Raw genomic sequence first — 26,113 nt, 5'->3', positions numbered from 1 at the left:
CAGAAAGGCGCACGAGCGCGGGGCGCCTAGAGGTGGCGGGTGGTGTCGATCCCCAGCGACATTCCGGCGAGGCCCCGCTTGCGGACGGCGAGTTTGTCCGCGATGTCGACGAGTGCCGTCGCGGCCGGCGAATCCGGGTGGCCGAGGACGATGGGAACGCCGCCGTCGCCGCCTTCACGGACGGCCTGCTCGAGCGGGATCTGCCCCAGCAGCGGAACCTTCGCGCCCACAGCTTTGGTGAGACGGTCGGCGACGGCTTGCCCGCCGCCGGACCCGAAGATGTCCATCCGGGTGCCGTCGGGCATGTCCATCCAGGACATGTTCTCGACGACTCCGACGATGCGCTGACGGGTCTGCAGCGCGATGGCGCCTGCGCGCTCGGCCACCTCGGCGGCCGCCTGTTGCGGGGTGGTGACGACGAGGATCTCCGCACCGGGGATCAGCTGTGCGACGGAGATGGCGACGTCGCCGGTGCCGGGCGGCAGATCGAGCAGCAGAACGTCCAGGTCGCCCCAGAAGACGTCGGCGAGGAACTGCTGCAGCGCGCGGTGCAGCATCGGGCCACGCCACACGACCGGGGTGTTGCCCTGGGTGAACTGGGCGATGGAGATCATCTTCACGTCGTGTGCCACGGGCGGCATGATCATGCGTTCCACCTGCGTGGGCTTGGCGTCGGTGCCGAGCATGCGGGGAACGGAGTGTCCGTAGATGTCGGCGTCGAGAACACCCACCGACAGTCCGCGGGCGGCGAGTGCGGCGGCCAGGTTGACGGTGACACTGGACTTGCCGACGCCGCCCTTTCCGGACGCGACCGCGTAGACGCGGGTCAGGGAACCCGGCTGGGCGAACGGGATGACGGGCTCGGCCGAGTCTCCGCGCAGTGACTTGCGGAGTTCGGTGCGCTGCTCGTCGCTCATCACGTCGAGTTCGACGCGGATCGCACCGACACCGGGAACGTCCGCCACGGCCTTGGTGACACGGTCGCTGATCTCGGTCCGCATCGGGCAACCTGCGGTGGTCAGGTAGATCGCGATGTCGACGCTGTCGTCGGACGCGATGTCGACGCTCTTGACCATCCCGAGTTCGGTGATCGGTTTCCGGATCTCGGGATCCTGGACGCGCGCCAGGGCGCTACGTACAGCGGACTCGCTCAGGACTGGCATGACTCAATGGTAAGGATGCGCGCTCAGTGGATGCGCGGCAGGTCCGCGGCCGCCGGGATGATTCCGCTGGAGTAGCCGGCGGACCAGGCGAGCACGTTGGCCACGTAGGCGGCGGAGTTGTTGTAGCGGTGCACGGCCTTGGCGGCCTGAATCGGATCCTTGACGTTCAATCCGCCGTCGCACAGGTATTTTCCGGTGGTCAGCGCGGAGTCGAAGAGGTTCTGCGGATCGGCGACGCCGTCGCCGTTGCCGTCGCCCGCGTAACGATTCCACGTCTCGGGGAGGAACTGGGTGGGTCCGACGGCGCGGTCGTAGTTGGCGTCGCCGTCCAGCTTGCCACCGTCGGTGTCGCGGATCACCGCGTTGCCGCCGAGGGTGCCGTCGAGGACGGGGCCGAGGACGGGCTTGAGCATGTTGCCCTTGTCGTCCGCCTTGCCGTCGTAGGCGTGAGTGGACTCGACGCGGCCGATTCCGGCGATGAGCGTCCAGTACATGCCGCAACCCGGCTGTTCGACGGCGAGCATGCGTTCCGCGTTCTGGTAGGCCGCGACGCTGATGGACGGGATGCCGAGCGCGCCCTGGGCGATGCTCGCCGGGAGGGGCGGGGTGGCCTGGACGGGTGCGAGTGCCGGCGCAGCGGGCGCCGCTTCGGCCGCGGGTGCGGCTTCGGCGGCGGTCTCGGCCACGGGGGTGACGGCTTCCGCGGCCTCGGGGGCGGTGTCGGTCGCCTCCTGGGCGACGTCGGCGACCTCCGACGAGGAGCTCGTGGAAAGGAAAGGGACCTTGGGTGCGGCGCCGGCCGTGTTGGCTGCGGTGATCAGTCCGATGGGGACGAGTCCGGTAAGCGCGATGACCGAATTGCGGCGGATATGGGAATCCGTCTTCTTGTTGTGCCGACCCACTCGATTGCCTCCTGCGACCCCCGTCTTGGGGTGTTCCGTTCAACTGACCGGATCGAGGCTACCTGATTCGATATGTTTCCGTTATCCAACCGTGATCAAACGGACTTGTATCGCACGGTTCCGTTACTCCGAAGGCACGTGAGCGAGGGTAACCAACACGGCAAGGTCACGCCAGGACGTGGACGTGCCGCGGGTGTCGGACGGATGGGCCGGTCGCTCAGTCAGGGGCCCAGGCGCCGGAACGCGCCGCCGCGCGCCCTGCAAGCAGAGCGCGCGGCGGAAGAGGGGGTGATTACCGGGGAACGGCGTCGGCCGGAGGGGCGCCCGGGACAGGTTCGGCCGGGGCGGGTGTGGCGGATGCCGGTGCCCCGGGGTCGGCGGGCGGGCAGAAGATCAGACAGGGCAGTTGCGGCAGCGGCGGGAGTCCGGGAATCGGCGGGGCCGGAGCGGGCGTCGTGGGAGTGGCCGCACCGTCCGTGGATGGCTGTGGGGTGGTCGCGAGATCGTGTGGGAGGTCCGCTTCGGCCGCGGCGGCGTCGGCGAGACGTCCGGGGGAGGGCGAGGCCGACTCCGACAACTGGCTCGGCGTCGGCGTTCCACCGTTCCTGTAGGCGTTCGACCAGGTGATGACGTTGGCCGCATACGCAGCAGAGTTGTTGTACCGCAGGACCGCGCGGGTCTCCTGGAGCGGATCGCGGAGGTCGAGACCGCCCGAGCAGAGGTACCGGGCGGCCGCCAGCGTCGCATCGAACACGTTGTTGGGATCGGCCACGCCGTCCGCGTTGCCGTCGGAGGCGTACTTGGCCCACGTGGACGGAATGAACTGCATCGGTCCGACGGCGCGATCGTGCCCGGGGTCGCCGTCCGTGGCGCCGCGGTCGGTGTCCCGGATGACCTCGTTGCCCGCCAGCCGGCCGTCGAGAACGGGGCCCAGAATCGGGGTGATCGTGGTGCCGACCGAGTCGGTCCGGCCGCCGCCGGCGTGACCCGATTCGATGCGGCCGATACCGGCCAGCAGATGCCACGGCAGACCGCATTTCGGGGACTCCGCCATCATTTCGAGTTCCGCGGACCGGTACGCGTTGAGCACGATCTCCGGGATGCCCAGAGCGCTCAGGATCACCGGTGCGGCGATGAGCCCGGTGCCGGACGGCGACGTCGGAGATGTGGGATTTGTCACCGCGGGCAACGGCGCGGGCGCGGGCGCCGGGGGAACAGCCCTCTGGGACCGCGCGATCCGGGGTGTGGGTGCCACGATTCCCGACGGCGGGAAGTACGCGGCCTGGGGCGTGGTTCCCGGCGTGATCGAGGCTGCTCCGAGCGTCGTCGCCCCGCCGGTGGAAGAGACGGCACTGGTGCCGACGGATGCGCCGCTGACTGCAGAACCGCCGGTCGAGGATCCGAGGGTGGCAACTGCGCCCACTGTCAGGGCAGTCACCGTCAACAGTCCACGTATCCGCACTCGATCACCCCCTGCGGTGCTCTTCGTTTCGCACACCGCATACATCCGAGAAGATGTGAGTGACGTTACATATACGTGATCGACCCTGCCGGAGTTTGCGGGGATTCGCCGACCCTCATTTGCGCCGGGTACGGGTGTCTTCCTCGTCGCCCAGCAGCGACTTGATCTCGTCGAGTTCGCGCCGCAGGTAGTCGCGGGTGGCGACCTCACCGATCGCGATGCGCAGAGCCGCAAGTTCCCGGGCGAGGAACTCGGTGTCCGCCTTCGTCTGCTCCGCGCGCGAGCGGTCCTCTTCGAGGGAGACGCGGTCGCGGTTCTCCTGGCGGTTCTGCGCCAGCAGGATGAGCGGCGCCGCGTACGCGGCCTGGGTGGAGAACGCCAGGTTGAGCAGGATGAACGGGTACGGGTCCCACTGCAATCGGACGGCGAAGACGTTGATGAGGATCCAGACGATCACGATCACCGTCTGAATCATCAGGTAGCGGCCCGTGCCGAGGAACCGGGCGAAGTTCTCGCTGGCCCGCCCGACGGCCTCCACGTCGTACGTGACCCGGAAGCGGCGGGTACCCCGCGGGGTGTCGAGGCGCTGCCGGTCGGACAGGCTCCGGGCGGCTGCGCTGGCTGACTTCTCGCTCATCCGTCGATCTCCTCTTCACGCCAGTCCTCGGGGAGGAGATGGTCCAGGACATCGTCGACGGTGACTGCCCCGATCAGATGGTCCTCGTCGTCGACCACCGGCCCGCACACCAGGTTGTACGTCGCGAAGTAGCGGGTCACCGACGTCAGGGAATCCTCGGGTGCCAGCCGCGGCATGTCGGTGTCGAGCAGTCCGCCGACCAGGCTTGCGGGCGGCTCTCGCAGTAACTTCTGCAGGTGCACGCAGCCGAGGTAGCGGCCCGTCGGCGTCGCGGTGGGTGGGCGGACGACGAACACCATGCTCGCGAGAGCGGGGGTGACGTCCGAGATCCGGGCACGGGCCAGCGCTTCGGCGACCGTCGTCGACGCGGTGAGGACCACCGGCTCCGGAGTCATCAGACCACCCGCGGTGTCGGGCGAGTGCTCGAGCAGCCGGCGGACCGGCTCGGAGTCCTGCGGGTCCATCAGCTGCAGCAGCGATTCGGCCTCGGTCTCGGGAAGCTCGCCGAGGAGGTCGGCGGCGTCGTCGGGATCCATGGCCTCGAGGACGTCCGCGGCGCGCTCGACCTCGAGGTGCATGAGCAGGTCCGTCTGGTCGTCGGAGGGTAGTTCCTGGACGACGTCGGCGAGGCGTTCGTCGTCGAGTGCGAGGGCGAGTTCGTGGCGGCGTTTCTCCGGCAGGAGCCGCATCGCGTTCGCGACATCGGCCGCGCGCATGCCCTCGAACTGGGTGAGCAGTGCCGAGACGCCCTGGCCGGGCATCGCCAGGTCGGTCTGCGTGAGGCCCTGGACGTGCTGCCACTCGACGACGTGCATGGCGGCGCGGCGACCGAGGCGGCCCCGGTGCCCGCGCACCGCGACCTTCGACACCACCCAGTCCCGGGTGCGGGTCTGCTCGATGCCCAGATCGACGACGATGATGTCGGCGTCCCGCAGTTCCTCGAGTTCCGGGTCGTCCACGCGCACGTGGGAATCCGCCACCTGGGCGAGGGCGAGTACCTCGCCGGGCCGCTGCTGGAATCGGCGCAGACTGACGTTGCCGGTGGTGAGTGTCACCGAGCTCGGTTCGATGGCGGTGACGCGGAGCATCGGGACGAAGATGCGTTTGCGCGTGAACAATTCGATGACCAGTCCGAGGACGCGCGGCTGCTGCCGGCCGACGCGCGCGGTGATCACGACGTCCCGGACGCGGCCGATCGACTCCCCGTCGGGGCCGAGCACCACCAGGCCGGCCAGCCTGGCTGCAAAAACCTTGTTCGCAGCTGCCATGATTGCCAGGCTAGATCCTTGTACAGAAATACAGGGAATCGAACACCTGCGAAAGTGGAGGATCGTCCGTCATGAGTTCCGTCTACAGGCCACGGCGATCGGTGCTCGCCGTTCCGGGCAGCAGCCGCAAGATGATCGACAAGGCGAAGGGGCTGCCCGCGGACGAGATCTTCCTCGACCTCGAGGACGCGGTGGCGCCGCTCGCCAAGCAGGAAGCGCGCGGCACCATCGCCGAGGCGCTCGCCGAGGACGGGTGGGGCGACCAGATCAAGGTGGTGCGGGTCAACGACTGGACCACCGAGTGGACGTACGCCGACGTCGTCGAGGTCGTCGGACGCGCGGGCGCCCATCTCGACGCGATCCTGCTGCCGAAAGTGCCGGACGCCAGCCATGTTCAGGCCCTCGACCTGCTGCTGACCCAGATAGAGAAGGCCAACGGGCTCGAGGTCGGCCGGATCGGCATCGAGCCGCAGATCGAGAATGCGATCGGGCTCACCAACATCGATGCCATCGCGACGGCCAGCCCTCGCGTGCAGACCCTGGTGTTCGGGCCCGCCGACTTCATGGCGAGCATCAACATGCGCACGCTGGTCGTCGGGGAGCAGCCGGACGGCTACGACCGCGGCGACGCCTACCACCACATTCTGATGACCATCCTGATGGCCGCCCGCGCGCACGGGGTGCAGGCCATCGACGGCCCCTACCTGCAGATCCGCGACGTGGAGGCGTTCCGTCGGTCGGCGCAGCGCACGGCCGCGCTGGGCTTCGACGGCAAGTGGGTTCTGCATCCCACCCAGATCGAGGCGGCGAACGACGTGTTCAGCCCCCGTCAGGACGATTACGACCGGGCCGAACTGATCCTGGACGCCTACGAGTTCCACACCTCCGCGGCAGGCGGCGGGCGCGGTGCCGTCATGCTCGGCGACGAGATGATCGACGAGGCGAGTCGCAAGATGGCGCTCGTGATCTCCGCCAAGGGGCGCGCCGCGGGTATGAAACGGACCACCGAGTTCGTCCGACCTGACGAGAAATAGCCTCAGCAGGCAGAATGGTTCTCACAGGACCGATCCTGAGAGAACCACACGAGGAGACCAGCTGACGATGACGAATCCACTCGGACAGTCCAACGGGGCGCGGCGTGGGGCTCTGCCGGAACCCCCCACGGGCTGGCCCATCGGTTCGTATCCCACCTACGCGGAGGCGCAGCGCGCCGTCGACTACCTCTCCGATCAGGAATTCTCGGTGGAGGACGTCACCATCGTGGGTGTCAACCTCATGCAGGTCGAGCGGGTGCTGGGCCGCCTCACCTGGGCGAAAGTGATTGGCGGGGGCATTGTTTCGGGTGCCTGGCTCGGCGTGTTCTTCGGTTTGCTGCTGGGCATCGTCACGGGCGGTTTCCTGGCGCCGCTCGTCGTCGGCATCGTCGGCGGCATCATTTTCGGGCTGATCTCCACGACGATCCCGTACGCGGCGACGCGGGGGACCCGGGACTTCGCGTCGACGATGCAACTGGTCGCCGGACGGTACGACGTGCTGTGCGAGCCGAAGTCGGCGGAGAAGGCCCGGGACATGCTGGCCAAACTGGCGCTCTGATCGGCGCGCTCGCCTCGACCTGCGGGTTGCGGTCGGGTCACGGATTACGTCCTATTCGCGACGTTCGCGGCGATTTCACCCAGTTCGCCGACGATGTCGGATAGGTTTACGGCGCAATGCGTGGGCCCCGGCCCTCGCCGAAACCGTGACCTGTCGGTGGAGTGCGCGTTCCGGCAGGAACAAATGTGCGGGCCCGCGTGCCCAGCCGTACCGCGACTGGATCCGTGAGGGCCGCTCGAGGAGGCGGCTGTGCTGCATCGCACCAAGCCCGGACGCTCGCTGAAGTGGGGACTGATCGGTGCGGCCACCGTCCTCACCGTTCCTCTGCTGGCTGCGTGCGGGTCGTCCGAAGAGGGCATCGTCCTCAGCTTCTATACGGCTGCCGACGGCGCCGAACAATATGCGGAGGCCGCGGCCAACTGCACGGCCGCGGCCGGCGGCCGGTACACCGTGGAGCAACGCACGCTGCCGAAGGGCGCGGACGATCAGCGGCTCCAGCTGGCCCGCCGCCTCACCGGAAACGACACGTCGCTCGACATCATGACACTCGACGTGGTGTGGACCGCCGAGTTCGCCGAGGCCGGCTGGGCGGTGCCGCTTCCACCCGGCATCGCGGCGGAGGTCAGCGAGGGCACGCTAGAAGGCCCCCTCGAATCCGCGAAGTGGCAGGACCAGTTGTACGCCGCGCCGCTGAACACCAACACCCAGTTGCTCTGGTACCGCAAGGACCTCATGCCGGACGGGCAGCCGCCGCAGACGTGGGATCAGATGATCGACATCGCGGAGGGCCTCGCGGCGGAGGGCCGGCCCAGTTGGATCGGGGTGCAGGGCAAGCAGTACGAGGGCCTGATGGTGTGGTTCAACACCCTGCTCGCGAGCGCGGGCGGGTCCGTCGTCGCCGAGGACGGGACCACGGTGACGGTTGCCGACGGCGACGCCGCGCTGAAGGCGCTCGAGGTCATGAAGCGGGTGGCCACCGCGGAGGGTGCCGACCCGTCGGTTTCCCAGGGCGACGAGGCGTCGTCCCGGCTGGGGATGGAGAGCGGAAAGGCTGCGTTCGAGGTCAATTGGCCGTTCGTGCTGCCGGGCATGATCGAGAACGCGGAGAAGGGGGACCTGCCGTTCATCGACGAGAAGGGCAACCCGACGTCCGTGGACACGGGCAACACGGTGCTCACCGTCGACGGTCAGCAGAACTTCCTCCCGGCGCCGTACCCGTCGGTGATCCCCGGGCGACCGGCCGAGGTGACGATCGGCGGGTTCAACATCGCGGTCGCGAAGACCAGTCAGCACCCGGACCTGGCGTTCGAGGCGGTGTCGTGCCTGCGGAACGAGGAGAACCAGCGCAACAACGCCGTCAACGGTGGTGTGCCGCCGACGTTGGCGAGCCTGTACGACGACCCGGCGTTCCAGGAGGCGTACCCCGCGTGGCGTGAGGTGCGGGAGAGTCTCGAGACGGCCTCCGTCCGCCCGGTGTCACCGGCGTACCAGAGCATTTCGACCCTGATCACCGACACGCTGAATCCGGTCGGTGACATCGACCCGCCGCGCACCGTCGACGAACTCGCCGAACAGGTACGCAAGGCGGTCAACTCGGAAGGGCTGATCCCGTGACGAGCGAAACCGTGCAGGCGGACCGCGCCGAAGAGCCGAAAGTCGCGTCGAAGAAGCAGATCTCGGAGGGGAAGAAGGCCGAACGCCGGCTGGGTTTGTGGTTGGTGGCTCCCGCCGCGATCCTCATGGTCGCGGTCACGGCCTACCCCGTCGTCTACGCGGTGTGGCTGAGCCTGCAGCGTTACGACCTCCGCTTCCCCGACGACCGCAAATTCGTGGGCCTCGCGAACTATGTGTCGGTGTTGTCGGACGCGTACTGGTGGCAGGCCTTCGCGGTGACGGTGGGCATCACGGTCGTGTCGGTGGTCATCGAGTTCGTCCTGGGCCTGATCCTGGCGCTCGTGATGCACCGGACGCTGGTCGGGAAGGGCATTGTGCGGACGGTGGTGCTGATCCCGTACGGCATCGTCACCGTGGCCGCCGCGTACAGCTGGTACTACGCGTGGACCCCGGGCACCGGGTATCTCGCCAACCTGCTGCCCGACGGCAGCGCCCCGCTGACGCAGCAGATTCCGTCGCTGGCGATCATCGTGCTCGCCGAGGTGTGGAAGACGACGCCGTTCATGGCGCTGCTGCTGCTCGCCGGGCTGGCCCTCGTCCCCGACGACCTCCTCAAGGCCGCGCAGGTCGACGGCGCCGGGGCGTGGACGCGGCTGGTGCGGATCATCCTGCCGCTGATGAAACCCGCGATCCTCGTGGCGCTGCTGTTCCGCACCCTCGACGCGTTCCGGATCTTCGACAACATCTACGTCCTCACCAAGGGCGCCAATGACACCGGATCGCTGTCGATCCTCGGCTACGACAACCTGTTCAAGGCGTTCAACCTCGGAATCGGCTCGGCGATCAGCGTCCTGATCTTCCTCTGCGTCGCACTGCTCGCGTTCGTGTTCATCAAACTGTTCGGCGCCTCGGCTCCCGGGTCCGACACGGAAGGAAACCGATAGCCATGGCCGTCGTCGACACACCTCGCCGCAAGATCAGCTGGTCCGTGGTCAATCTGCTCGTCCTGCTCTACGCACTGGTCCCGGTGCTGTGGATCGCCAGCCTGTCGTTCAAACCCGCGGGAACGATCAAGGACGGCAAGTTCATTCCGCAGAAGTGGACACTAGACAACTACCGCGGGATCTTCCAGACCAACGCGTTCACCAGTGCGCTGATCAACTCGATCGGCATCGGGCTCATCTCCACCGTGATCGCCGTCGTCATCGGCACCATGGCCGCCTACGCCATTGCCCGGCTGGATTTCCCGGGCAAGAAGCTGCTGGTCGGTGTGGCTCTGCTGATCGCCATGTTCCCCCAGATCTCCCTCGTGAGCCCGCTGTTCGACATCGAGCGCAGACTCGGGCTGTTCGACACCTGGGCGGGTCTGATCCTCCCGTACATCACGTTCGCGCTCCCGCTGGCCATCTACACGTTGTCCGCCTTCTTCAAGGAGATCCCCTGGGAGCTGGAGAAGGCGGCCAAGATGGACGGTGCCACACCGGCTCAGGCGTTCCGGAAGGTCGTGGCACCGCTGGCGGCGCCGGGCATCGTCACCGCCGCGATCCTGGTCTTCATCTTCTGCTGGAACGACCTGTTGTTCGCGATCTCGCTGACGTCGACGGAACGGTCCATCACCGCGCCTGCCGCGATCGCGAACTTCACCGGCGCCTCCCAGTTCGAGGAGCCGACGGGCTCGATCGCCGCGGCCGCAATGGTGATCACGATCCCGATCATCATCTTCGTGCTGTTCTTCCAACGACGCATCGTGGCCGGTCTGACCTCCGGCGCAGTGAAGGGCTGAGACCTGCTTGCAGGGTCGAAACTATGAAGGAGTTTCTGTGGCCGAAATCGTGCTCGACAAGGTGACGAAGCTGTACCCGGACGGCGCCAAGGCGGTGAGCGACGTCGACATCACGATCGCCGACGGCGAGTTCATCATTCTGGTCGGACCGTCCGGTTGCGGAAAGTCGACCACTCTCAACATGATCGCCGGGCTGGAGGACATCTCCTCGGGTGAACTGCGCATCGCGGGGGAGCGGGTCAACGAGAAGGCGCCGAAGGACCGCGACATCGCGATGGTGTTCCAGTCGTACGCGCTGTACCCGCACATGACGGTGCGGCAGAACATCGCATTCCCGCTCACCCTGGCGAAGATGTCGAAGTCGGACATCGCGGCGAAGGTGGACAACGCCGCCAAGATCCTCGACCTCACCCAGCACCTCGATCGCAAACCGGCCAATCTGTCGGGCGGACAGCGGCAGCGGGTCGCGATGGGCCGGGCGATCGTCCGCAGCCCCAAGGCGTTCCTGATGGACGAGCCGCTGTCGAACCTCGACGCCAAACTCCGTGTCCAGATGCGCACCGAGATCGCCCGGCTGCAACAGCGGCTCGGCACCACCACGGTGTACGTCACGCACGACCAGACCGAGGCGATGACCCTCGGCGATCGGGTGGTGGTGCTGCGGGGCGGCGTGGTTCAGCAGATCGGGGCGCCGCAGGATCTGTACGACCACCCGAACAACCTGTTCGTCGCGGGTTTCATCGGCTCGCCGTCGATGAACTTCTTCCCGGGGCAGCTGACCGCCGACGGGGTGTCGACGCCGCTCGGCGAGTTCATGCTGCCCCCGGAGACGCGCGACAGGATCGGGTCGTCGAACACGGCGAAGGACGTCGTCGTCGGTATCCGTCCCGAGCACTTCGAGGACGTGGGGCTCGTCGACGAGGGGCAGAGGGCGGCCGGTGCCACGTTCACGGCCAACGTCGAGGTGCTCGAGTCGATGGGTTCGGACAAGTACGCCTATTTCACGGCCGAGGGACCGCAGGTGACTTCCCGGGAACTCGAGGAGCTCGCCGCCGACTCGGGGACCGCGGTCGCGGGCGGCGGGCAGCTGGTCGCCCGGTTGTCGACCGAATCGTCCGCGGCGCACGGCAGGCCGGTGGAACTGTGGTTCGACCGGGCGAAGATCGCCCTGTTCGATCAGGACTCGGGAGCCAACCTCACCCTCTGACCGGAGCGCTCACCCGAACCACTGGTGTTCGCTCCGCCGAGGCCACCGACCGTGCCCCACTCGGCCGCGAGGGCGGTCGCGTGGACCTCGTCCTCCTCCTCGTCGGACGGGGTGCGGGTGGTGCGCGTGATCCCGAAGAACGGCAGCAGCCCGGCGAGGGCGGCCGCGGTCGCGCCGACGGCGAACGCGATCACGTACGCCGATTCGGTCGGGACGTCCGTTCCGTCGATCGTGATGCCGGCGAGCAGGGTGGCGAGCAGCGCACTGGCGAACGAACTGCCCACGGACCGGGCGATGGAGTTGATGCTGTTCGCGACGCCGGTCTCGTCCTGCCGGACCTCGGCCACGAGCAGCGACGGCAGCGACGCGTATGCGAGGCTGATGTACGTGTTGACCAGCAGGATGGCCGCGATCACCTCCCACGTGCGGTCGTGGGCGAAGACGAACACGATGAAACCGCTGACGCCGACGACGCTCGCGGCGATGAGGACGGCACGGGAACCGAAGCGGTGGATCAGTTTTCCGCTCAGGATCGACGCGAGGACGCCGCTGATCGCGCCCGGCAGCAGGTACACGGTGCTGGCCTCGAGGACGGTGGCCCCGAAGCCGTATCCGGCCACCGCGCGCGGTGTCTGGACGAAGTACGAGCTGCCCAGGAACATCACGAACATCGACATGCCGACCACGAGCGCGGACAGGTGGGTGACGAGGACGGGTGGGTTGGTCAGCAGCCGCGGCGCGACGAGCGGGTCGGTGATCCGGCGTTCGTAGAGGAACCAGCCGATCAGGACCACGACTCCGGCGATGCCGCTGACGATGGTGACGGGAGACGTCCAACCCCAGGTGCCGCCCTCGGCGAGTGGCAGCAGGACGAGGACCAGGCCGGCGGCGAGACCGGCCGCACCGATCCAGTCGATGGAACCCGTTCCGGCGCGCGGGCGGCGGGGGATGGCGATCCAGGCGAGGACGAGTCCGGCGGCGGTGATCACCGACGACAGCCAGAAGATGCGGTGAAAGTCGGCGCCGCCGGAGACCAGCACACCGGTGAGGACGATGCCGAAACATCCGCCGAAACCGAGGGTGCCGGAGAAGATCCCCATCGCCCCGGTCAGCTTCTCGGCGGGAAGTTCGTCACGCAGGACCGCGATGCCGATGGGAAACAGCGCGAACGACACGCCCTGGAGCACGCGGGCGAAGATCAGCACACCCACGGACGTCGACAGCGCACCGATCAGGGAGCCGAGCAGCACGACCACGAGCACCCCGAGCAGGACGGGTCGTTTGCCGCGGAGATCGGCGAGGCGGCCGAGGACGGGTGTCGCGGTGGCGGCCGCGAGGAGGTTCGCGGTGAGCAGCCAGCCGACGGCGGTGGGGCCGACGTCGAGTTGCGCACCGATGGTCCCGACGATCGGCACCACCAACGTCTGCAGAACGGCGACAATCATCACGACGAAGCACATGACGGGCAGGAGAGCCCTGGCTGCGGTTGTCGATCCGGCGGCCATGGGGTCCTCCTGTAGGGGTCGGGTGAACGGGCGTAATGAAACACGGTACTGGGGCTAACTAACAAAGGGGTTCACGGTGGGGTCTGAACGCTTGTCGATTCGAGCGCTGGGCCGGGCGACACTGGCCCGGCAATCGCTGCTGAGCCGTTCGGACACGTCCGCTCTCGACATGATCGAGCACCTCTGCGGACTGCAGGCCCAGGCGCCCGCCCCGCCGTACTTCGCACTGTGGGCGCGGTTGACACGATTCCGCGCCGAGTCGCTGTCGGATCTCATCGAGAACCGCGCGGTGGTGCGGATCGTCGCGATGCGCGGGACGGTCTTCGCCCTGTCCGCGTCGGACGCACTTTCGTTCCGACCGCTCACACAACCGCTGCTCGACCGCGACCTCCACACCAACACGCAGTACCGGTCGAGCCTCGACGGGATCGACCTGGGCGCCCTCGCCGCCGCGGGACGCGAACTGGTGCGCGACGAGCCCCGCACCCAATCGCAGATGCGGCCCCTGCTCGAGGAGCGGTTTCCCGGCCGCGACGGGGCCGCCCTCGCCCACGGGGTGCGGGGACTGGTCCCGATGGTCCAGGTTCCGCCGCGCGGGCTCTGGGGCAGGTCGGGGCAACCGGCGCTGTCGATGCTGGAGTCGTGGGTGGGCCGTCCACTGTCCGCCGCGCCGTCCATCGACACGATGCTGTTGCGCTACCTCGCCGCGTTCGGCCCGGCGAGTGCGCGGGACGCCCAGGCCTGGTCGGGGTTGACCCGGCTCGGTGAGGTCCTGGATCGGTTGCGGCCGGAACTCCGGGTGTTCGCGGGGGAATCGGGGCCGGAACTTTTCGACCTTCCCGACGCACCCCGGCCGGACCCGGGCACCCCCGCCCCCGTCCGCATCCTCGCTCCGTTCGACAACGTGCTGCTCTCGCACGCGGACCGCGGACGCCTCCTCGACGACGACGTGCGGAAGAAGATCTTCACCCAGAACGGCATCATCAAACCGGCTGTCCTGGTGAACGGCAGGGTCGCGGCGTTCACCACGACGGTGGTCGAGAAGTCCCGTGCGGTACTCGACGTGGAACCGTTGGCGAACATCGCGAAAACGCACCGCACCGCGATCGAGGCGGAGGGCAGGCGACTGCTGAAGTTCGCGCACCCCGACGCGCCCGAGCGTGTCGTGCGGTTCACGGGCTAGCCGGTTTGTGCCTGCGCGGTGCGAGGTGACTGAGCTCGGCGATGATCTCGTCGTTCCAGACATGCTGGCGCACAAGGCGGTACCGCTCGCGTGCCACCCACAGGTACGCCTCGGCGTCGGTGTGGTCGGGCAGCATCTGCGCGGCCCGCAGCATCCGGACCACCGGCAGGAACTCCTCACCGAACCAGCGCCGGGCCACGGTCTCACGGCTGAGGAATTCGCCCACCTCCTGCATGAGCCGGAATCCCCATGCCTCGACACTCTGGCTGATCTCGGCGTACTCCCAGGGATCGGTGACCACCACGGCCGCCCGCTGGGGCCCGCTCAACGGCACCCGCGTGAGGAACAGGCGCCGGTGGTCCTTGATGACCAGGTCGCCGCGCTGCGCGATCCCGTCGGGGGAGATCTTGGTCTGGATCTCGGTGACGTAGGCGTCGATCGTGCTCCAGTGCATCGCGTACGCGATGGAGACGCGGTGGTGGCCGTCGCTGACGAAGTGCATGGACCCGATCCGATACACCTGGATCGGCGGCACCGACTCGCCCCGGCGCTGCGCGGCCGCCAGCCGTTGCCAGCGCTCGCGCACACGGGTGGACGTGGGCCGGAAGAACCGGTCGAAGTCGCGGGTCCGGTCGACGCTTCCGACGATGGAGTTGACCGGGATCACCTGCAGTCCGAGCGATCGTTCCCCGACCCGTCCGACGGCAGCGACCACCTCGTCGAACGGCAGGATCTCGTTGACGTCGTCCGGCTCGCGGCGCAGCCAGCTGACCAGCCGCGACAACTCGGCGCGGCGACGCTGGCGGGTGAAATCGTTCTCCGCGTCGGCGGCGGGGAACCCGGTGTCACGTGCCATGCCGGCGCCTGACGATGGTGGGGTCGGCGCCCGGGGCCAACTCCATCAGGGTGAATCCCACGGTGTTGATCACCGTCGTCGCGCCGAGTGTGCGGTCCTCGGCGGCCCGGCCGTACGGGTGGACGTGCCCGTGAATCATGACGCGGGCCTGCAACCTGCCCGCCAGGGTCTCGAAGCACTCGAAACCCCGGTGCGGCGGATCCTCCTGGTCGCCCACTCCGCGCGGTGGGCTGTGCGTGAGCAGCACGTCGACGCCGGACACGCCCGAGCGGCGTGCGTGCCACGCACTCGTCAGAGCCAGGTTGCGCGCCCGCCGCCGCTGCTGCCGCTCGGTCCACTGATTGGGGCCGTCGTTGTAGCGGATCGACCCACCCAGGCCCGCGATGCGCAGGCCCGCGATCCGCACGATCCGGCCGTCCGCGTTGACCGCGCCGCAGGGTCCCGGCCACGCCGAGGGCAGACCCGCCCGCATCCATCCGACACGTCCCGCGGAGTAGCCGGACAGATCGGCGTCGTGGTTGCCCGGCACGAAGACACACGGCGCGTCGAGCGCGTCGATCAGGTATTCCAGGTAGTCGAACGGGAGATCGCCCGCACCGAGGATCAGGTCGACGTCCATGGCACGCACCTGCGAACTCCACAGCGACTCGATCGTCTCGTCGGACACTGCGAGTACCGAGACCATGCTCCGACGCTACCGGCTCGCGAGGCCGGAGGACGGGTGAGCGGCTTCGGTGGTTTGATTGCGGGGTGACTGACAGCGTTGTGGCCTCCGTTCGCGCGCACCTGCTGGGGCAGATCGGGGGACCCGAGCCGACCGCCGCATCGGTGACGTTCCTGGGCGTCGAGCCGCTGGACGTGCTGCGGTTCGCACCCGACGACGCGGATCTGGTTCGCTACGTGACCCTGGGGTGCTCCCGGCACCCGATGGGCGACCCCGGCGAACTGGTGGCCGACCCGCTCCGTGGCCCCCGCGCCGAACTGATCCTCACCCTGCGCGGCGGCGCCGGGGTGGCGTCGGGAGTGGCGCGCACACTCGCGGTCCTGGCGGCGGCGCCGTCGGTGGAAGGGGTGGTTCTCGTCGAGGACGCGCTGCTCGACCTGGGGGAGCCGCTGTGGAAGGACACACCGTTCACCGCCGTGCTGCTCGGTGAGTCGACCATCCCCGACCTCCCGCTGCCCGAACCCGCGGAGGCCGTGCGGTTCCTCGCGGTCGTGCCGATCACCGGCACCGAGGCGGCGTGGGTCCGACTGCGCGGCGCAGGCGCACTGCGCGACGCCTGGGCGGAGGCGGGCATCGACGTCCGCGATCCGCACCGCGGTGCCGCGTCCCTCTAGAGCCAGTGGTTCCGGCGGAACGTGACGAACAGGCCCACCGTCACCGACGCGATCACCAACACCACGCCGTGATAGCCGTACTGCCAATGCAATTCGGGCATGTTGTCGAAGTTCATGCCGTAGATGCCCGCGATCATCGTCGGCACGGCCGCGATGGCCACCCACGCCGAGATCTTGCGCATGTCGGTGTTCTGCTGCACGGCGATCTTGGCGAGGGCGGCATCGACGAGTGAGCTGAGGACCTCGTCGTATTCGGCGATCCGCTCGGCGACGGTGGTGTGGTGATCGAGGACGTCGCGGAAGTAGCGGCGAATCTCCTTCGGCACCGGATTGCCCGGGGATCGCGTCAGCCGGAGCAGCGGATTGGACAGCGGGTTCACCGACTTGCGGAGTTCGACGATCTCGCGCTTGAGAAGGTAGATGTGTTCGACCGCGACGCTGCTGCGCGGACTGAACACCGCCTCCTCCATCCCGTCGACGTCCTCCTCGATGGCCTGGGTGACCTCGAGGTACGTGTCCACCACGTGGTCCGCGACCGCGTGCAGCACCGCGTAGGGGCCCAGGGCGAGCCGCTCCTGGTTCGCCTCCAGCGCATGGCGGACGTTCGCGAGCGGGGAATGGTCACCGTGCCGGACGGTGATGACGAAGTCGGCGCCCACGAACACCATGATCTCGCCGGTCTCGACGATCTCGCTGGCAGTGGCCACCGACTCGTGCGGCACGTAGTTGACCGTCCGCAACACGAGGAACAGGACGTCGTCGTAGCGTTCCAGCTTCGGCCGCTGGTGGGCGTGGACGGCGTCCTCGACCATCAGCTCATGCAGCCCGAACGTCTCGGCCACACTCTCCATCTGCCCCTCGTCGGGGGCGAGAAGCCCGACCCACACGAACCCCCGACCCTGCTTGCGGACCTCGGCCATCGCGGCCTGGTGGGTGTACTTGCCGGGAAGCCTCGTGCCGTCGACGTACACACCGCAATCCACGATGGCGCGCGCCGTCGGGATGCGGATCCTGGGGGCCGGGTCCTTGTCACCGTTGCGCTGATCCTTGTCGCTGCCGCGCTTGGGGAGCGAGGGCACAGACGGCACCGGGCCCTCCCTTCACCGTCGAGTCGGACATGCTGCTGGTGAATCGTACGTCAGCGCCCGCTCCGGGCCGGCGGTGTCGCACGACACGCCAGGCTTCCGGGCCGCACGCTCGGACCCCGTGCCGCGACACCTGACAGACTGGTCTGGTGCTCATCGATCTCCACACCCATTCGACGGCCTCCGACGGAACCGACAGCCCGGCGGACCTTGTCCGCGCCGCGGGGGCGGCGGGACTCGGCACCGTGGCGATCACCGATCACGACACGACGGCGGGGTGGGCCGAGGCGGTCGCAGCGTTGCCTGCGGGGCTCGCGCTGGTGCGGGGCATGGAGATGTCCTGCGAGGGGCGAGGCGAGGACGGACGCCCGGTTGCGGTGCATCTCCTCGCCTACCTGTTCGATCCCGCGCACGCCGCGTTTGCACGCGAGAGGGAACGGTTGCGGAACGAGCGGATCGTGCGAATCCGCGCCATGGCGGAGCTCATGATGGAGGACGGTCTCCCCATCGACGCCGACGAGGTGCTCGCGGAAGCGGGACCTGCGGCGGGGCGCCCGCACCTGGCGAGGGCCCTGATGCGCGCCGGTGTGGTCGGCAGCGTCGGTGAGGCGTTCGTGGATCTGCTGGCCCCGCGCGGCCGGTACTTCGTCGACAAGTCGGACACCCCCCTCGACGACGCCGTCCAACTGGTGGCGGAGGCCGGGGGAGTGAGCGTCCTCGCCCACGGTCGGGCCCGCACGAGGGGACGGCTGCTGTCCCTCGATCACGTCCGCGACCTGGCGGGAGCCGGTCTGCACGGACTCGAGGTGCATCACCCCGATCACTCGTCGGACGACGCGCGGGTACTGCAGGAACTCGCCGACGAGCTCGGTCTGGTCGTCACCGGCTCCTCCGACTACCACGGCACGAACAAGGCCATCCGGCTCGGTGAGTTCACGACGGACGCCGACGAATTCGACACCCTCGTATCGAAAGCATCCGGGGTGCAGGTGGTCTCGGCATGAACACGCACGAGTCCGAGCGGTACGACCCCTACGGTCCGACCGTCCCGAGGACGGTGACGGCCACCGAACCGCGACGCAGTCCGCTCGTGGTCCGCGCGCTGCGCGCCCTCAGCGGGGCCGTCGCCGCCGGCGTGGTGATCCTCTGCCTCGTCGTGATCGGCTCCGCCTACGTGGGCGGCGGCCGTGGCTTCCCAGGCCCCGGGGCGATCTCCATCACCGCGCACGTGGTTGCGTCCGTGTTCGTGATCGTGGCGCAGCGGATTTCGGACCGCCGCGACGGTCTCGTCGCCGTGGTCGCATCCGTCGCCGTTCTCGCGGCGGCGGCGCTTCTGCTGGCCACCCAGTGGTGGGGTTGACGGACACTCGGTGCGTTATGTGAAACCGGCTCTCACAGTGACCCGCCGGTAACTTATTCTCACAGGTAGAGGCCAGAAAACGTGAGACATCTGACTGTCGTGGCAATTTGATTGTGCATCGATATTCGTGCCAGACTTAGCACCACTCCGACGTCGGCGCCACCGCCCTTCGGCGGGGGTTTATGGCAGTGTTGCCAGGGCTCACCCGCCCGTGCCATGACGCTTCGGACGTTCTGCGGCCATCGTGATCGCGCACCCCGGAAGCTTCACCCTCAGTTGTCGTTCGTGGAGTAACTGTGAAGATCAGCGCCGATCCTCACGGTTACTTCTCAGTAACCCGGCCCCGAGTGAGCCTGGACTTAGCAGGAGTGTCATCGTGTCCATCGTGTCCGAACCCACCACACCGCAGAAGGTCGAGCTGACCGACGAAGAGATCTTCGCCGGCCACATCGGGGGGAAGCTCTCCGTCGAGACCACGACCGCCCTCGATACGCAGCGCGCCCTGTCCATTGCCTACACACCCGGCGTCGCACAGGTTTCCCGCGCCATCGCCGCCGACGAAACCCTCGCCGACCGGTACACCTGGACCAGCCGCCTGGTGGTCGTCGTCAGTGACGGCTCCGCGGTGCTCGGCCTCGGGGACATCGGCCCGCGCGCGTCCCTTCCCGTGATGGAGGGCAAGTCCGCCCTGTTCAAGAACTTCGCGGGCCTGAACTCGATCCCGCTGGTCCTCGACACCAAGGACCCCGACGAGATCGTCGAAACCCTGATCCGGCTGCGCCCGAGCTTCGGTGCGGTCAACCTCGAGGACATCTCCGCGCCGCGCTGCTTCGAGATCGAAAAGCGCGTCATCGAGGCGTTGGACTGCCCGGTCATGCACGACGACCAGCACGGCACCGCCATCGTCGTCCTCGCCGCCCTCAAGGGTGCGGTCACGGTCCAGGACCGCGACATCCACGATCTGCGGGTCGTCATCTCCGGTGCCGGCGCCGCCGGAGTCGCCTGCGCGAACATCCTGCTCGCCGCCGGGATCGCCGACGTGACCGTCCTCGACTCGAAGGGCATCGTCTCCGCCGACCGGCAGGACCTCAACGAGATCAAGGTCGACCTGGCCGCGCGCACCAACCCGGCCGGCCGCCGCGGCGGCACCGCCGAAGCCCTCGACGGGGCGGATGTGTTCCTCGGGGTGTCCGCCGGGACCGTGCCGGAGGAGCTGATCGCCACCATGGCGAAGGATTCCATCGTGTTCGCGTTGTCGAACCCGGACCCGGAGATCCACCCCGACATCGCCCGCAAGCATGCGGCGATCGTGGCCACCGGACGCAGCGATTTCCCGAACCAGATCAACAATGTGCTTGCCTTCCCCGGCGTGTTCCGTGGCGCCCTGGATGCCGGTGCCCGCCGGATCACCGAAGGTATGAAGCTCGCCGCCGCCGAGGCAATCCTCTCGGTCGTCGGTGACGAGCTGGCTGTAGACAAGATCGTTCCCAGCCCGCTCGATCCTCGCGTCGCCCCCGCTGTCGCGGAGGCAGTCGCCGCCGCTGCTCGTGCAGAAGGCGTCACCGACTAGCGAGAATCCGTCGAGCACCCCGATCCGGAACCCGCACCCACGGTTCCGGTGTCGGGGTGTTTGCCGTTGGGGGACTTCTTCGCTACGACGCGCGCTCGGCGATCTGTTCGGCGCTCGGGTTGCGGCGCAGGCGGCCGGTCCCCGGAACGGACGCCCACACCGCCAGCGCCAGCAGGCCGTCCACGACGAGGGCGAGGATCGTCACGAGCAGCGCACCGACGAGCACCCGGTCGTACTGGCGCAGGGCCAGTCCGTCGAAGATGTAGCGCCCCAGGCCGCCGAGGTTGACGTACGCGGCGACCGTTGCGGTCGCGATGATCTGCAGGGTGGCGTTACGCAGCCCGCCGAGCATGAGCGGCAGCGCATTCGGGGCCTCGACACGCGTGAGGACCTGCCATTCGGTCATTCCCATCGCGCGGGCGGCGTCCACGACCGTTCGGTCGACGTTCGCGACACCCGCGTACGTGCCCGCGAGCACCGGCGGGATTCCGAGGATCACCAGCGCCAGGATCGGCGGGATCAGACCCAGTCCGAGCAGCAGCACCAGGAACGTCAGCAGACCCAGTGTCGGCAGCGAGCGGAGCGCGTTGACGAGACCGACCACGACCACGTCACCCTTGCGCAGATGTCCGATGATCAGACCGATCGGGACCGCGACCACCGCGGACAGTGCAACTGCCAGGAAGCTGTACCAGAGGTGTTCGAGAATGCGGGCGCCGATTCCGGTACTGCCCGACCAGTTACCCGGATCGACGATGTATTCCCATGCGCCGCCGAAGATGTTCACGAAGCCTCCCCTGCGGCCGGGGCCGCCGACTGTCCCGCGACCAGCGGCGTGCGCCGGACTTTCTGCTGCCGGGTCCACGGTGTCAGTGCCCGGCCGACCAGGAACAGCAGCAGGTCGAACGCGAGGGCCAGAACGACGATCGCGATGATCCCGGCGAGAATCTGGTCCGGGTAGTCACGCTGGTAGCCCTGGGTGAACAGGGTGCCGAGACCGCCGATCCCGATCAGCGAACCCACCGACACCAGCGAGATGTTGGTCACGGCCACCACTCGCACGTTCGCGACGAGAACGGGTAGCGCGAGGGGCAATTCGACGGTCAGGGCCCGGCGGAGCCGGGTGAAACCCATCGCGGTGGCCGAGTCGACGACGTCGGCGGGAACGGAGTCGAGGGCCTCGGGCACGGCGCGGATGAGCAGGGCGGTGGAGTAGATCGTCAGCGCGATCACCACGTTGAGCGGGTCCAGGATCTGCAGTCCGACGACGGAGGGGATTGTCACGAACAATGCCAGCGACGGGATCGTGAACGCGATGCCCGCGACGATCAGCGTGATCTTCCGCAGCCAGGACGCACCCCGGATCGCGGTCCCGACCGGGACCGCGATGAGCAACCCGATCAGCAGCGGAACCAGCGCGAGGTAGAGATGGGTCTTCGTCAGGTCGACGACGACCGAGAAGTTGTCGATGAGCCACCGCATGGGATCACGGCCCGTCCGGGGTTGCCGGTTGGGCAGTGAAGTAGTGCTCACCCCTCGCACGATCCTCGGCTGCCCGCTGCTCGGCCAGCTTCGCGATCACCTCGGAGCCGAGGATGCCCCCGGTGACCGCGCCGTCGGCGTCGACGGCCACACCGATGCCCGACGGAGAGGAGATGGCCGCGTCCAGGGCCTGCCGCAGGTCGGCGCCGGGGGAGAAGAGGGATCCACCGGCCGCGGTGCATTCGGAGACGGGCCGACCGGCCCGCGCCCCCTCGACGCCGGTGACGTCGATCCACCCCCGCGGTACGCCCGCGTCCGTGACGACCAGGACCCATTCACCCTGTTCGAGCCGGAGCCCGGGCAACTCCTTCTCGGTCGCCGTCCGGATGGTGTGCAGCGGAACCTGATCTGCCGTCCGGAACGACAGCCCGCGGTACCCGCGGTCGCGTCCCACGAACGAGGCGACGAAATCGGTGGCCGGCGCGGACAGCACCGTGTCGGGCGCGTCGTACTGCTGCAACCGGCCACCCGGTCCGAAGACCGCCACCCGGTCACCGAGTTTGACGGCCTCGTCGATGTCGTGGGTGACGAACACGATCGTCTTGCGCATCTCGGCCTGCAGGCGCTGCATCTCGGCCTGCAGATCTTCGCGGACAACGGGATCGACGGCGCTGAACGGTTCGTCCATCAGCAGGATCGGGGGGTCGGCAGCCAGTGCCCGCGCGACCCCCACGCGTTGTTGCTGCCCGCCGGACAGCTGGCCGGGATAGCGGGACGCCAGCGCCGGGTCGAGTCCGACGCGTTCGAGCACCGCCAACGCGGCCTTGCGGGCGTTGCGTCGTGAGTCGCCGCGCAGCACCGGCACGGTCGCGACGTTGTCGACCACCGTGCGGTGCGGCAGCAGTCCTGCGCTCTGGATGACGTAGCCGATGCCGAGCCGAAGCTTCACCGCGTCGGTCTGGGCGATGTCGCGGCCGTCGACCGTGATCGTTCCCGCGGTCGGGGTGATCATCCGGTTGATCATCCGCATCGACGTGGTCTTGCCACAGCCGGACGGCCCGACGAAGACCGTGAACGATTCGGCGTCGATCTCCAGGTCGAGGCCGTCGACCGCCGTCGTACCGTCCGGGTACTGCTTGGTGACTCCCGAGAATGTGATCACGGCAGGCTCCTCACGAGACCGGCTTGTCGAGCCCCTGGTCCGTCACCCACTGCTTCGCGGCCGCAGCCGGCTCGGTTTTCGCGTCACCCGACACGGAATCATTCAGCGCGACAAGCTCTTCGGTGGTCAGCTTCGCCGACAGCGCGTCGAGCGCCCGGGTCAGCTTGTCGGAGGACTTGGTGGCACGCACCACCGGGACGACGTTCTGCGCCGCGAAGTTGTTCTGCGGATCCGCGAGCACGACGAAACCGTTCTGCGCGATCGCCGGGGACGTCGTGAAGATGTCGGCGGCCGTGATCTGCCCCGACGCGAGGGCGTCCACCGTGGCCGGACCGCCGCCGTCGGCGATCGGAACGAAGTTGTCGGCCGTGATGTCGAGGCCGTACTTGGCCTTCAGGCCGGGCAGGCCACCGGGACGCTCCTGGAACTCGGCGGGTGCACCGAATTTCACCTCGTTCGAGTGCGCCGCGAGATCCGCGATCGAGGTGAGGTTCCAGCGCTGCGCCGTCTCCTTCGTGACGACGACGGCGTCCTTGTCCTCGGCCGGGGCCGGGGTGGTGATCGTCAGCTCCGAGCCGAGCGCGGCAGGCAGCGCGGCGTCCACGTCGGCGGCGCTCGTCGCCGTCGAGTCCGGGTCGAGATACTGCAGCAGGTTGCCCGTGTAATCCGGGATGACGTCGATCGAGCCGTCCTTCAGCGCAGGGATGTAGGCCTCACGGCTGCCGATGTTGAACTTCGTCGTCACATCGAACCCGTTGGCGCGGAGCACCTCGGTGTAGATGTTCGCGACCGTCTCCGATTCGGGGAAGTTCGCCGATCCCACGATGATCGTGTCGGGGTCGTCACCGGATCCCTCGCCGCCGGCGGTCAGGGGGTCGGATCCGCCACCGCACGCCGCGAGCGACACGACGGCCACCGTCGCGAGAGCGATACTGCCCACGGAGCGGCGGGTGAGGCCCGACAGAATTCGTGAGGTGCGCATGAGCGTCCTTCCCGTTGTCACCGGCGCCGGACCTGCCGACGGAAACCGGTGGACGCGTGTCCGCGCCATCGGTTGGCCAGTGTAACGATAGGGGCGGACAGAGCACGGTTTTCGACCAGCTCGAGGTAAACGAAAGGCGCGACGTGGCACACACACGCACAGACGGATCGGCCGAGCGCCCGGCGGCATGGTCCCGGGCACTGATCGCCGCGTCCGCGCTGCTGCTGGTCGCGGGGGTGGTGTCGGGATGCGCAGGCGGTGACACGACCCTCGACGGTTCCGCGGGGCAGGGGACGGGCGAGATCGTGGTGGGTGCGGGTGACGGAGCGGAGAGCCGGATCCTGGCCGAAATCTATGCGGGTGCCCTGCGTTCGACCGGGGCGCCGGTCACCACCGAGGGGGGCCTCGGCGACCGGACCGCGTACCTCGGCCGGCTCGATGCCGGAAACGTCACGCTCGTGCCGGAGTTCACGGGCCGGTTGCTGCGCTACTACGACCCCGAATCGACGGAGACGGAACAGGACGAGGTGTTCGAGGCGTTGAGCAAGGCTCTGCCGCAGGGGCTTTCGATCTCCGACTTCGCGGCCGCCGAGGACAGATCGGCGCTGGCGGTGACCCCACAGGCGTCGGGGCAGCTGGATCTCACCACCCTGGACGAACTCGTTCCCTCGTGCAGCACGAGCACAGCCGTGCTCGCCCCGGCGTTCGAGGCCGACGCGCTTCCCGACCTCACCGGCTGCACGTTCGCACAGATTCGGACGGTGGACGACGCCGCCGCCGTCGGCGAACTCGCCGCGCCGGCACCGGCGGACGGAGTCGTGCGGGTGGCCGGGGTGACCACCGTGTCACCCGCCGTCGCGGGCGCGGACCTGGTGCTGCTGGCGGACGACGAGCACGTGTTCACCGCACAGAACGTGGTGCCGCTGTTCCGGATCGGAACTCTCACCGAAGCCCAGCTGAAGGCGTTGAACGTCGTGGCGGGTGAGCTGACGACCGCGGACCTGGCCGACATGATCGGCCAGGTCCGCGGTGGTGCCGATTCAGCCGACGTGGCGCGGGTGTGGCTCGACGCTCACCTGTGAACCCAGGAACGCGCCGAGTTCCGCGACCGCGTCCGCGGCCTCGCGGACCAGGGACGCCTGCAGGTGGGCGACGTGCCACAGCCGGGCGTACTCGGTGAGCGTGACGTCCACATCCGACTCGTTCAGCTTGTCGACGAACTCCACGATCTGCGGGTAGAGCACCTCGTCCACCCCGACGTGGATCAGTGTCGGCGGCAGTCCCGCCAGATTTCCGTGCAGCGGTGCGTAACCCGGATCGTGTGCGTCCCCGTTGCCCAGGTACTTCTCGGCGGCGTCGAACGACCAGGTCGTGTTGACCACGAGATCCCGGTCCCGGGACGTGTCACGCCTGCCTGGATCGACCCACGGAGCGATCAGTGCCAACGCGGCCGGAGTCACACCGTGCCGGTCGATCAGCCGTCGCGCGGTGGCGACCGTCAGGCCGCCGCCCGCCGAATCGCCCGCGATGGCGAGTTGCTCTGTCTCGTAGCCATGTTCGGTGTTCAGCTCCAGGTATGCCGCGACCGCGTCCTCGAGCCCGGCCGGAAACGGATGTTCCGGAGCCAGCCGGTAGTCGAGGGTGTAGACGACGCTGCCGGATTCCCTGGCGAGGTGAGCCGCCAGCGAACGGTGCGTGGCGAGCGAACCGATCGTGTACGCCCCACCGTGCAGGTAGAGCACGGCGGTCCGGCGTTCGGTGGCTCCCACCGTGATTCGCTCCGCCGGCCGCCCGGCCAGCGAGGTCGGGCGGACGACGGCACCTGCAGGCACCTGCTGCAACGGAGCGCCGAGGTCGAGGATCGCCCTCTGGACGGTGTACGGAAGCCGGGCGTTGAGGCCGAGGCGGTAGAACGGCCGGAGGGCCGTCGCGACGACCGGCAGCGGCAGGTGGAAGCTCAT

Annotated in this window: 26 protein-coding genes; 12 read left to right on the top strand and 14 right to left on the bottom strand. The window is 68.4% G+C overall.

Features of this window, described 5'->3' with window-relative positions; translation table 11 throughout:
* Positions 1–26: 26 nt before the first annotated feature.
* The 5 genes from WKC72_RS30550 to WKC72_RS30530 all read right to left on the bottom strand — a co-directional run bounded on the left by WKC72_RS30550 (position 27) and on the right by WKC72_RS30530 (position 5,432).
* A complete protein-coding gene (locus WKC72_RS30550) occupies positions 27–1,163 on the bottom strand; it encodes an Mrp/NBP35 family ATP-binding protein (protein ID WP_037244361.1) in 1,137 nt (378 codons plus the stop codon).
* A 23-nt stretch (positions 1,164–1,186) separates the two neighbouring features.
* The gene (locus WKC72_RS30545; RefSeq protein ID WP_037244364.1) at positions 1,187–2,065 is read right to left on the bottom strand and encodes a lytic transglycosylase domain-containing protein; all 879 of its coding nucleotides are present in this window, start codon (positions 2,063–2,065) and stop codon (positions 1,187–1,189) included.
* Between the two features lie 292 nt (positions 2,066–2,357).
* Positions 2,358–3,527 carry a lytic transglycosylase domain-containing protein gene (locus tag WKC72_RS30540; RefSeq protein ID WP_370180652.1) on the bottom strand — a complete coding sequence of 390 codons (1,170 nt, stop codon included), beginning with the start codon at positions 3,525–3,527 and terminating at the stop codon, positions 2,358–2,360.
* 115 nt (positions 3,528–3,642) lie between these two features.
* Positions 3,643–4,164, bottom strand: coding sequence for a DUF1003 domain-containing protein (locus WKC72_RS30535; RefSeq protein ID WP_037244369.1), 522 nt, complete (start codon positions 4,162–4,164; stop codon positions 3,643–3,645).
* On the bottom strand, positions 4,161–5,432 hold the full coding sequence (locus tag WKC72_RS30530) for a magnesium transporter MgtE N-terminal domain-containing protein (RefSeq protein ID WP_005264648.1): 1,272 nt from the start codon (positions 5,430–5,432) through the stop codon (positions 4,161–4,163). The genes WKC72_RS30535 and WKC72_RS30530 overlap by 4 nt, the downstream gene beginning before the upstream one ends.
* A 71-nt stretch (positions 5,433–5,503) precedes the next feature.
* On the opposite strand from WKC72_RS30530, the gene WKC72_RS30525 reads away from it, so the two are divergent.
* The 6 genes from WKC72_RS30525 to WKC72_RS30500 all read left to right on the top strand — a co-directional run bounded on the left by WKC72_RS30525 (position 5,504) and on the right by WKC72_RS30500 (position 11,629).
* Positions 5,504–6,466 carry a CoA ester lyase gene (locus WKC72_RS30525; RefSeq protein WP_005573471.1) on the top strand — a complete coding sequence of 321 codons (963 nt, stop codon included), beginning with the start codon at positions 5,504–5,506 and terminating at the stop codon, positions 6,464–6,466.
* A gap of 67 nt (positions 6,467–6,533) precedes the next feature.
* Positions 6,534–7,025 (top strand): general stress protein, encoded by a 492-nt coding sequence (locus WKC72_RS30520; protein ID WP_005239275.1) that lies wholly within the window; start codon positions 6,534–6,536, stop codon positions 7,023–7,025.
* A 249-nt stretch (positions 7,026–7,274) separates the two neighbouring features.
* Positions 7,275–8,639 carry an ABC transporter substrate-binding protein gene (locus WKC72_RS30515; RefSeq protein WP_172650345.1) on the top strand — a complete coding sequence of 455 codons (1,365 nt, stop codon included), beginning with the start codon at positions 7,275–7,277 and terminating at the stop codon, positions 8,637–8,639.
* Entirely contained in the window at positions 8,636–9,583 is a 948-nt protein-coding gene (locus tag WKC72_RS30510; protein WP_037244372.1) for a carbohydrate ABC transporter permease, read from the top strand. Before WKC72_RS30515 ends, WKC72_RS30510 begins: the two co-directional genes overlap by 4 nt.
* A 2-nt stretch (positions 9,584–9,585) precedes the next feature.
* Positions 9,586–10,422: a carbohydrate ABC transporter permease gene (locus tag WKC72_RS30505; protein ID WP_005239292.1), complete on the top strand. Its 837-nt coding sequence runs from the start codon at positions 9,586–9,588 to the stop codon at positions 10,420–10,422.
* 37 nt (positions 10,423–10,459) lie between these two features.
* Entirely contained in the window at positions 10,460–11,629 is a 1,170-nt protein-coding gene (locus tag WKC72_RS30500; protein WP_037244375.1) for an ABC transporter ATP-binding protein, read from the top strand.
* On the opposite strand, the gene WKC72_RS30495 is transcribed toward WKC72_RS30500, so the two are convergent.
* Positions 11,599–13,134: an MFS transporter gene (locus WKC72_RS30495; protein WP_370180651.1), complete on the bottom strand. Its 1,536-nt coding sequence runs from the start codon at positions 13,132–13,134 to the stop codon at positions 11,599–11,601. The two genes, WKC72_RS30500 and WKC72_RS30495, sit on opposite strands and share 31 nt — an antisense overlap.
* A gap of 76 nt (positions 13,135–13,210) precedes the next feature.
* Here WKC72_RS30495 and WKC72_RS30490 point away from each other — a divergent pair, with 76 nt between their 5' ends.
* Positions 13,211–14,317, top strand: coding sequence for a winged helix DNA-binding domain-containing protein (locus WKC72_RS30490; protein ID WP_370180650.1), 1,107 nt, complete (start codon positions 13,211–13,213; stop codon positions 14,315–14,317).
* Here WKC72_RS30490 and WKC72_RS30485 read toward each other — a convergent pair.
* Positions 14,307–15,173, bottom strand: coding sequence for a chromosome partitioning protein ParB (locus tag WKC72_RS30485; protein WP_268791021.1), 867 nt, complete (start codon positions 15,171–15,173; stop codon positions 14,307–14,309). The two genes, WKC72_RS30490 and WKC72_RS30485, sit on opposite strands and share 11 nt — an antisense overlap.
* Positions 15,163–15,858 (bottom strand): metallophosphoesterase, encoded by a 696-nt coding sequence (locus tag WKC72_RS30480; RefSeq protein WP_005264659.1) that lies wholly within the window; start codon positions 15,856–15,858, stop codon positions 15,163–15,165. Before WKC72_RS30480 ends, WKC72_RS30485 begins: the two co-directional genes overlap by 11 nt.
* A gap of 65 nt (positions 15,859–15,923) precedes the next feature.
* Here WKC72_RS30480 and WKC72_RS30475 point away from each other — a divergent pair, with 65 nt between their 5' ends.
* Positions 15,924–16,511: a suppressor of fused domain protein gene (locus tag WKC72_RS30475; RefSeq protein ID WP_370180649.1), complete on the top strand. Its 588-nt coding sequence runs from the start codon at positions 15,924–15,926 to the stop codon at positions 16,509–16,511.
* Here WKC72_RS30475 and corA read toward each other — a convergent pair.
* Positions 16,508–17,599: a magnesium/cobalt transporter CorA gene (gene corA / locus WKC72_RS30470; protein WP_112302139.1), complete on the bottom strand. Its 1,092-nt coding sequence runs from the start codon at positions 17,597–17,599 to the stop codon at positions 16,508–16,510. The genes WKC72_RS30475 and corA overlap by 4 nt on opposite strands.
* A gap of 146 nt (positions 17,600–17,745) precedes the next feature.
* Between corA and WKC72_RS30465 the strand changes: the two genes are divergently transcribed.
* The 3 genes from WKC72_RS30465 to WKC72_RS30455 all read left to right on the top strand — a co-directional run bounded on the left by WKC72_RS30465 (position 17,746) and on the right by WKC72_RS30455 (position 20,526).
* Positions 17,746–18,600: a PHP domain-containing protein gene (locus tag WKC72_RS30465; protein ID WP_370180648.1), complete on the top strand. Its 855-nt coding sequence runs from the start codon at positions 17,746–17,748 to the stop codon at positions 18,598–18,600.
* Positions 18,597–18,956 carry a hypothetical protein gene (locus WKC72_RS30460; RefSeq protein WP_112302140.1) on the top strand — a complete coding sequence of 120 codons (360 nt, stop codon included), beginning with the start codon at positions 18,597–18,599 and terminating at the stop codon, positions 18,954–18,956. Before WKC72_RS30465 ends, WKC72_RS30460 begins: the two co-directional genes overlap by 4 nt.
* 376 nt (positions 18,957–19,332) lie before the next feature.
* Entirely contained in the window at positions 19,333–20,526 is a 1,194-nt protein-coding gene (locus WKC72_RS30455; RefSeq protein WP_112302141.1) for an NADP-dependent malic enzyme, read from the top strand.
* Positions 20,527–20,608: 82 nt separating this feature from the next.
* Here the strand turns inward: WKC72_RS30455 and WKC72_RS30450 are convergent, their stop codons facing one another.
* The 4 genes from WKC72_RS30450 to WKC72_RS30435 are packed head-to-tail and all read right to left on the bottom strand — an operon-like array spanning position 20,609 to position 24,152.
* Positions 20,609–21,313: an ABC transporter permease gene (locus tag WKC72_RS30450; RefSeq protein WP_005253728.1), complete on the bottom strand. Its 705-nt coding sequence runs from the start codon at positions 21,311–21,313 to the stop codon at positions 20,609–20,611.
* The gene (locus WKC72_RS30445; protein WP_005239327.1) at positions 21,310–22,008 is read right to left on the bottom strand and encodes an ABC transporter permease; all 699 of its coding nucleotides are present in this window, start codon (positions 22,006–22,008) and stop codon (positions 21,310–21,312) included. The genes WKC72_RS30450 and WKC72_RS30445 overlap by 4 nt, the downstream gene beginning before the upstream one ends.
* A gap of 4 nt (positions 22,009–22,012) precedes the next feature.
* Positions 22,013–23,170, bottom strand: coding sequence for an ABC transporter ATP-binding protein (locus WKC72_RS30440; protein ID WP_112302142.1), 1,158 nt, complete (start codon positions 23,168–23,170; stop codon positions 22,013–22,015).
* Between the two features lie 10 nt (positions 23,171–23,180).
* Positions 23,181–24,152: an ABC transporter substrate-binding protein gene (locus WKC72_RS30435; protein ID WP_112302143.1), complete on the bottom strand. Its 972-nt coding sequence runs from the start codon at positions 24,150–24,152 to the stop codon at positions 23,181–23,183.
* A gap of 143 nt (positions 24,153–24,295) precedes the next feature.
* Here WKC72_RS30435 and WKC72_RS30430 point away from each other — a divergent pair, with 143 nt between their 5' ends.
* A complete protein-coding gene (locus WKC72_RS30430; RefSeq protein ID WP_370180647.1) occupies positions 24,296–25,234 on the top strand; it encodes an ABC transporter substrate-binding protein in 939 nt (312 codons plus the stop codon).
* Here WKC72_RS30430 and WKC72_RS30425 read toward each other — a convergent pair.
* The gene (locus WKC72_RS30425; protein ID WP_370180646.1) at positions 25,193–26,113 is read right to left on the bottom strand and encodes an alpha/beta hydrolase; all 921 of its coding nucleotides are present in this window, start codon (positions 26,111–26,113) and stop codon (positions 25,193–25,195) included. The two genes, WKC72_RS30430 and WKC72_RS30425, sit on opposite strands and share 42 nt — an antisense overlap.

Source organism: Rhodococcus wratislaviensis, assembly GCF_041228765.1.
In the GTDB taxonomy this organism is placed as follows: domain Bacteria; phylum Actinomycetota; class Actinomycetes; order Mycobacteriales; family Mycobacteriaceae; genus Rhodococcus_F; species Rhodococcus_F wratislaviensis.
Note: the sequence above shows the minus strand (reverse complement) of the source record. Positions and strands in the feature narration are given on the sequence as shown.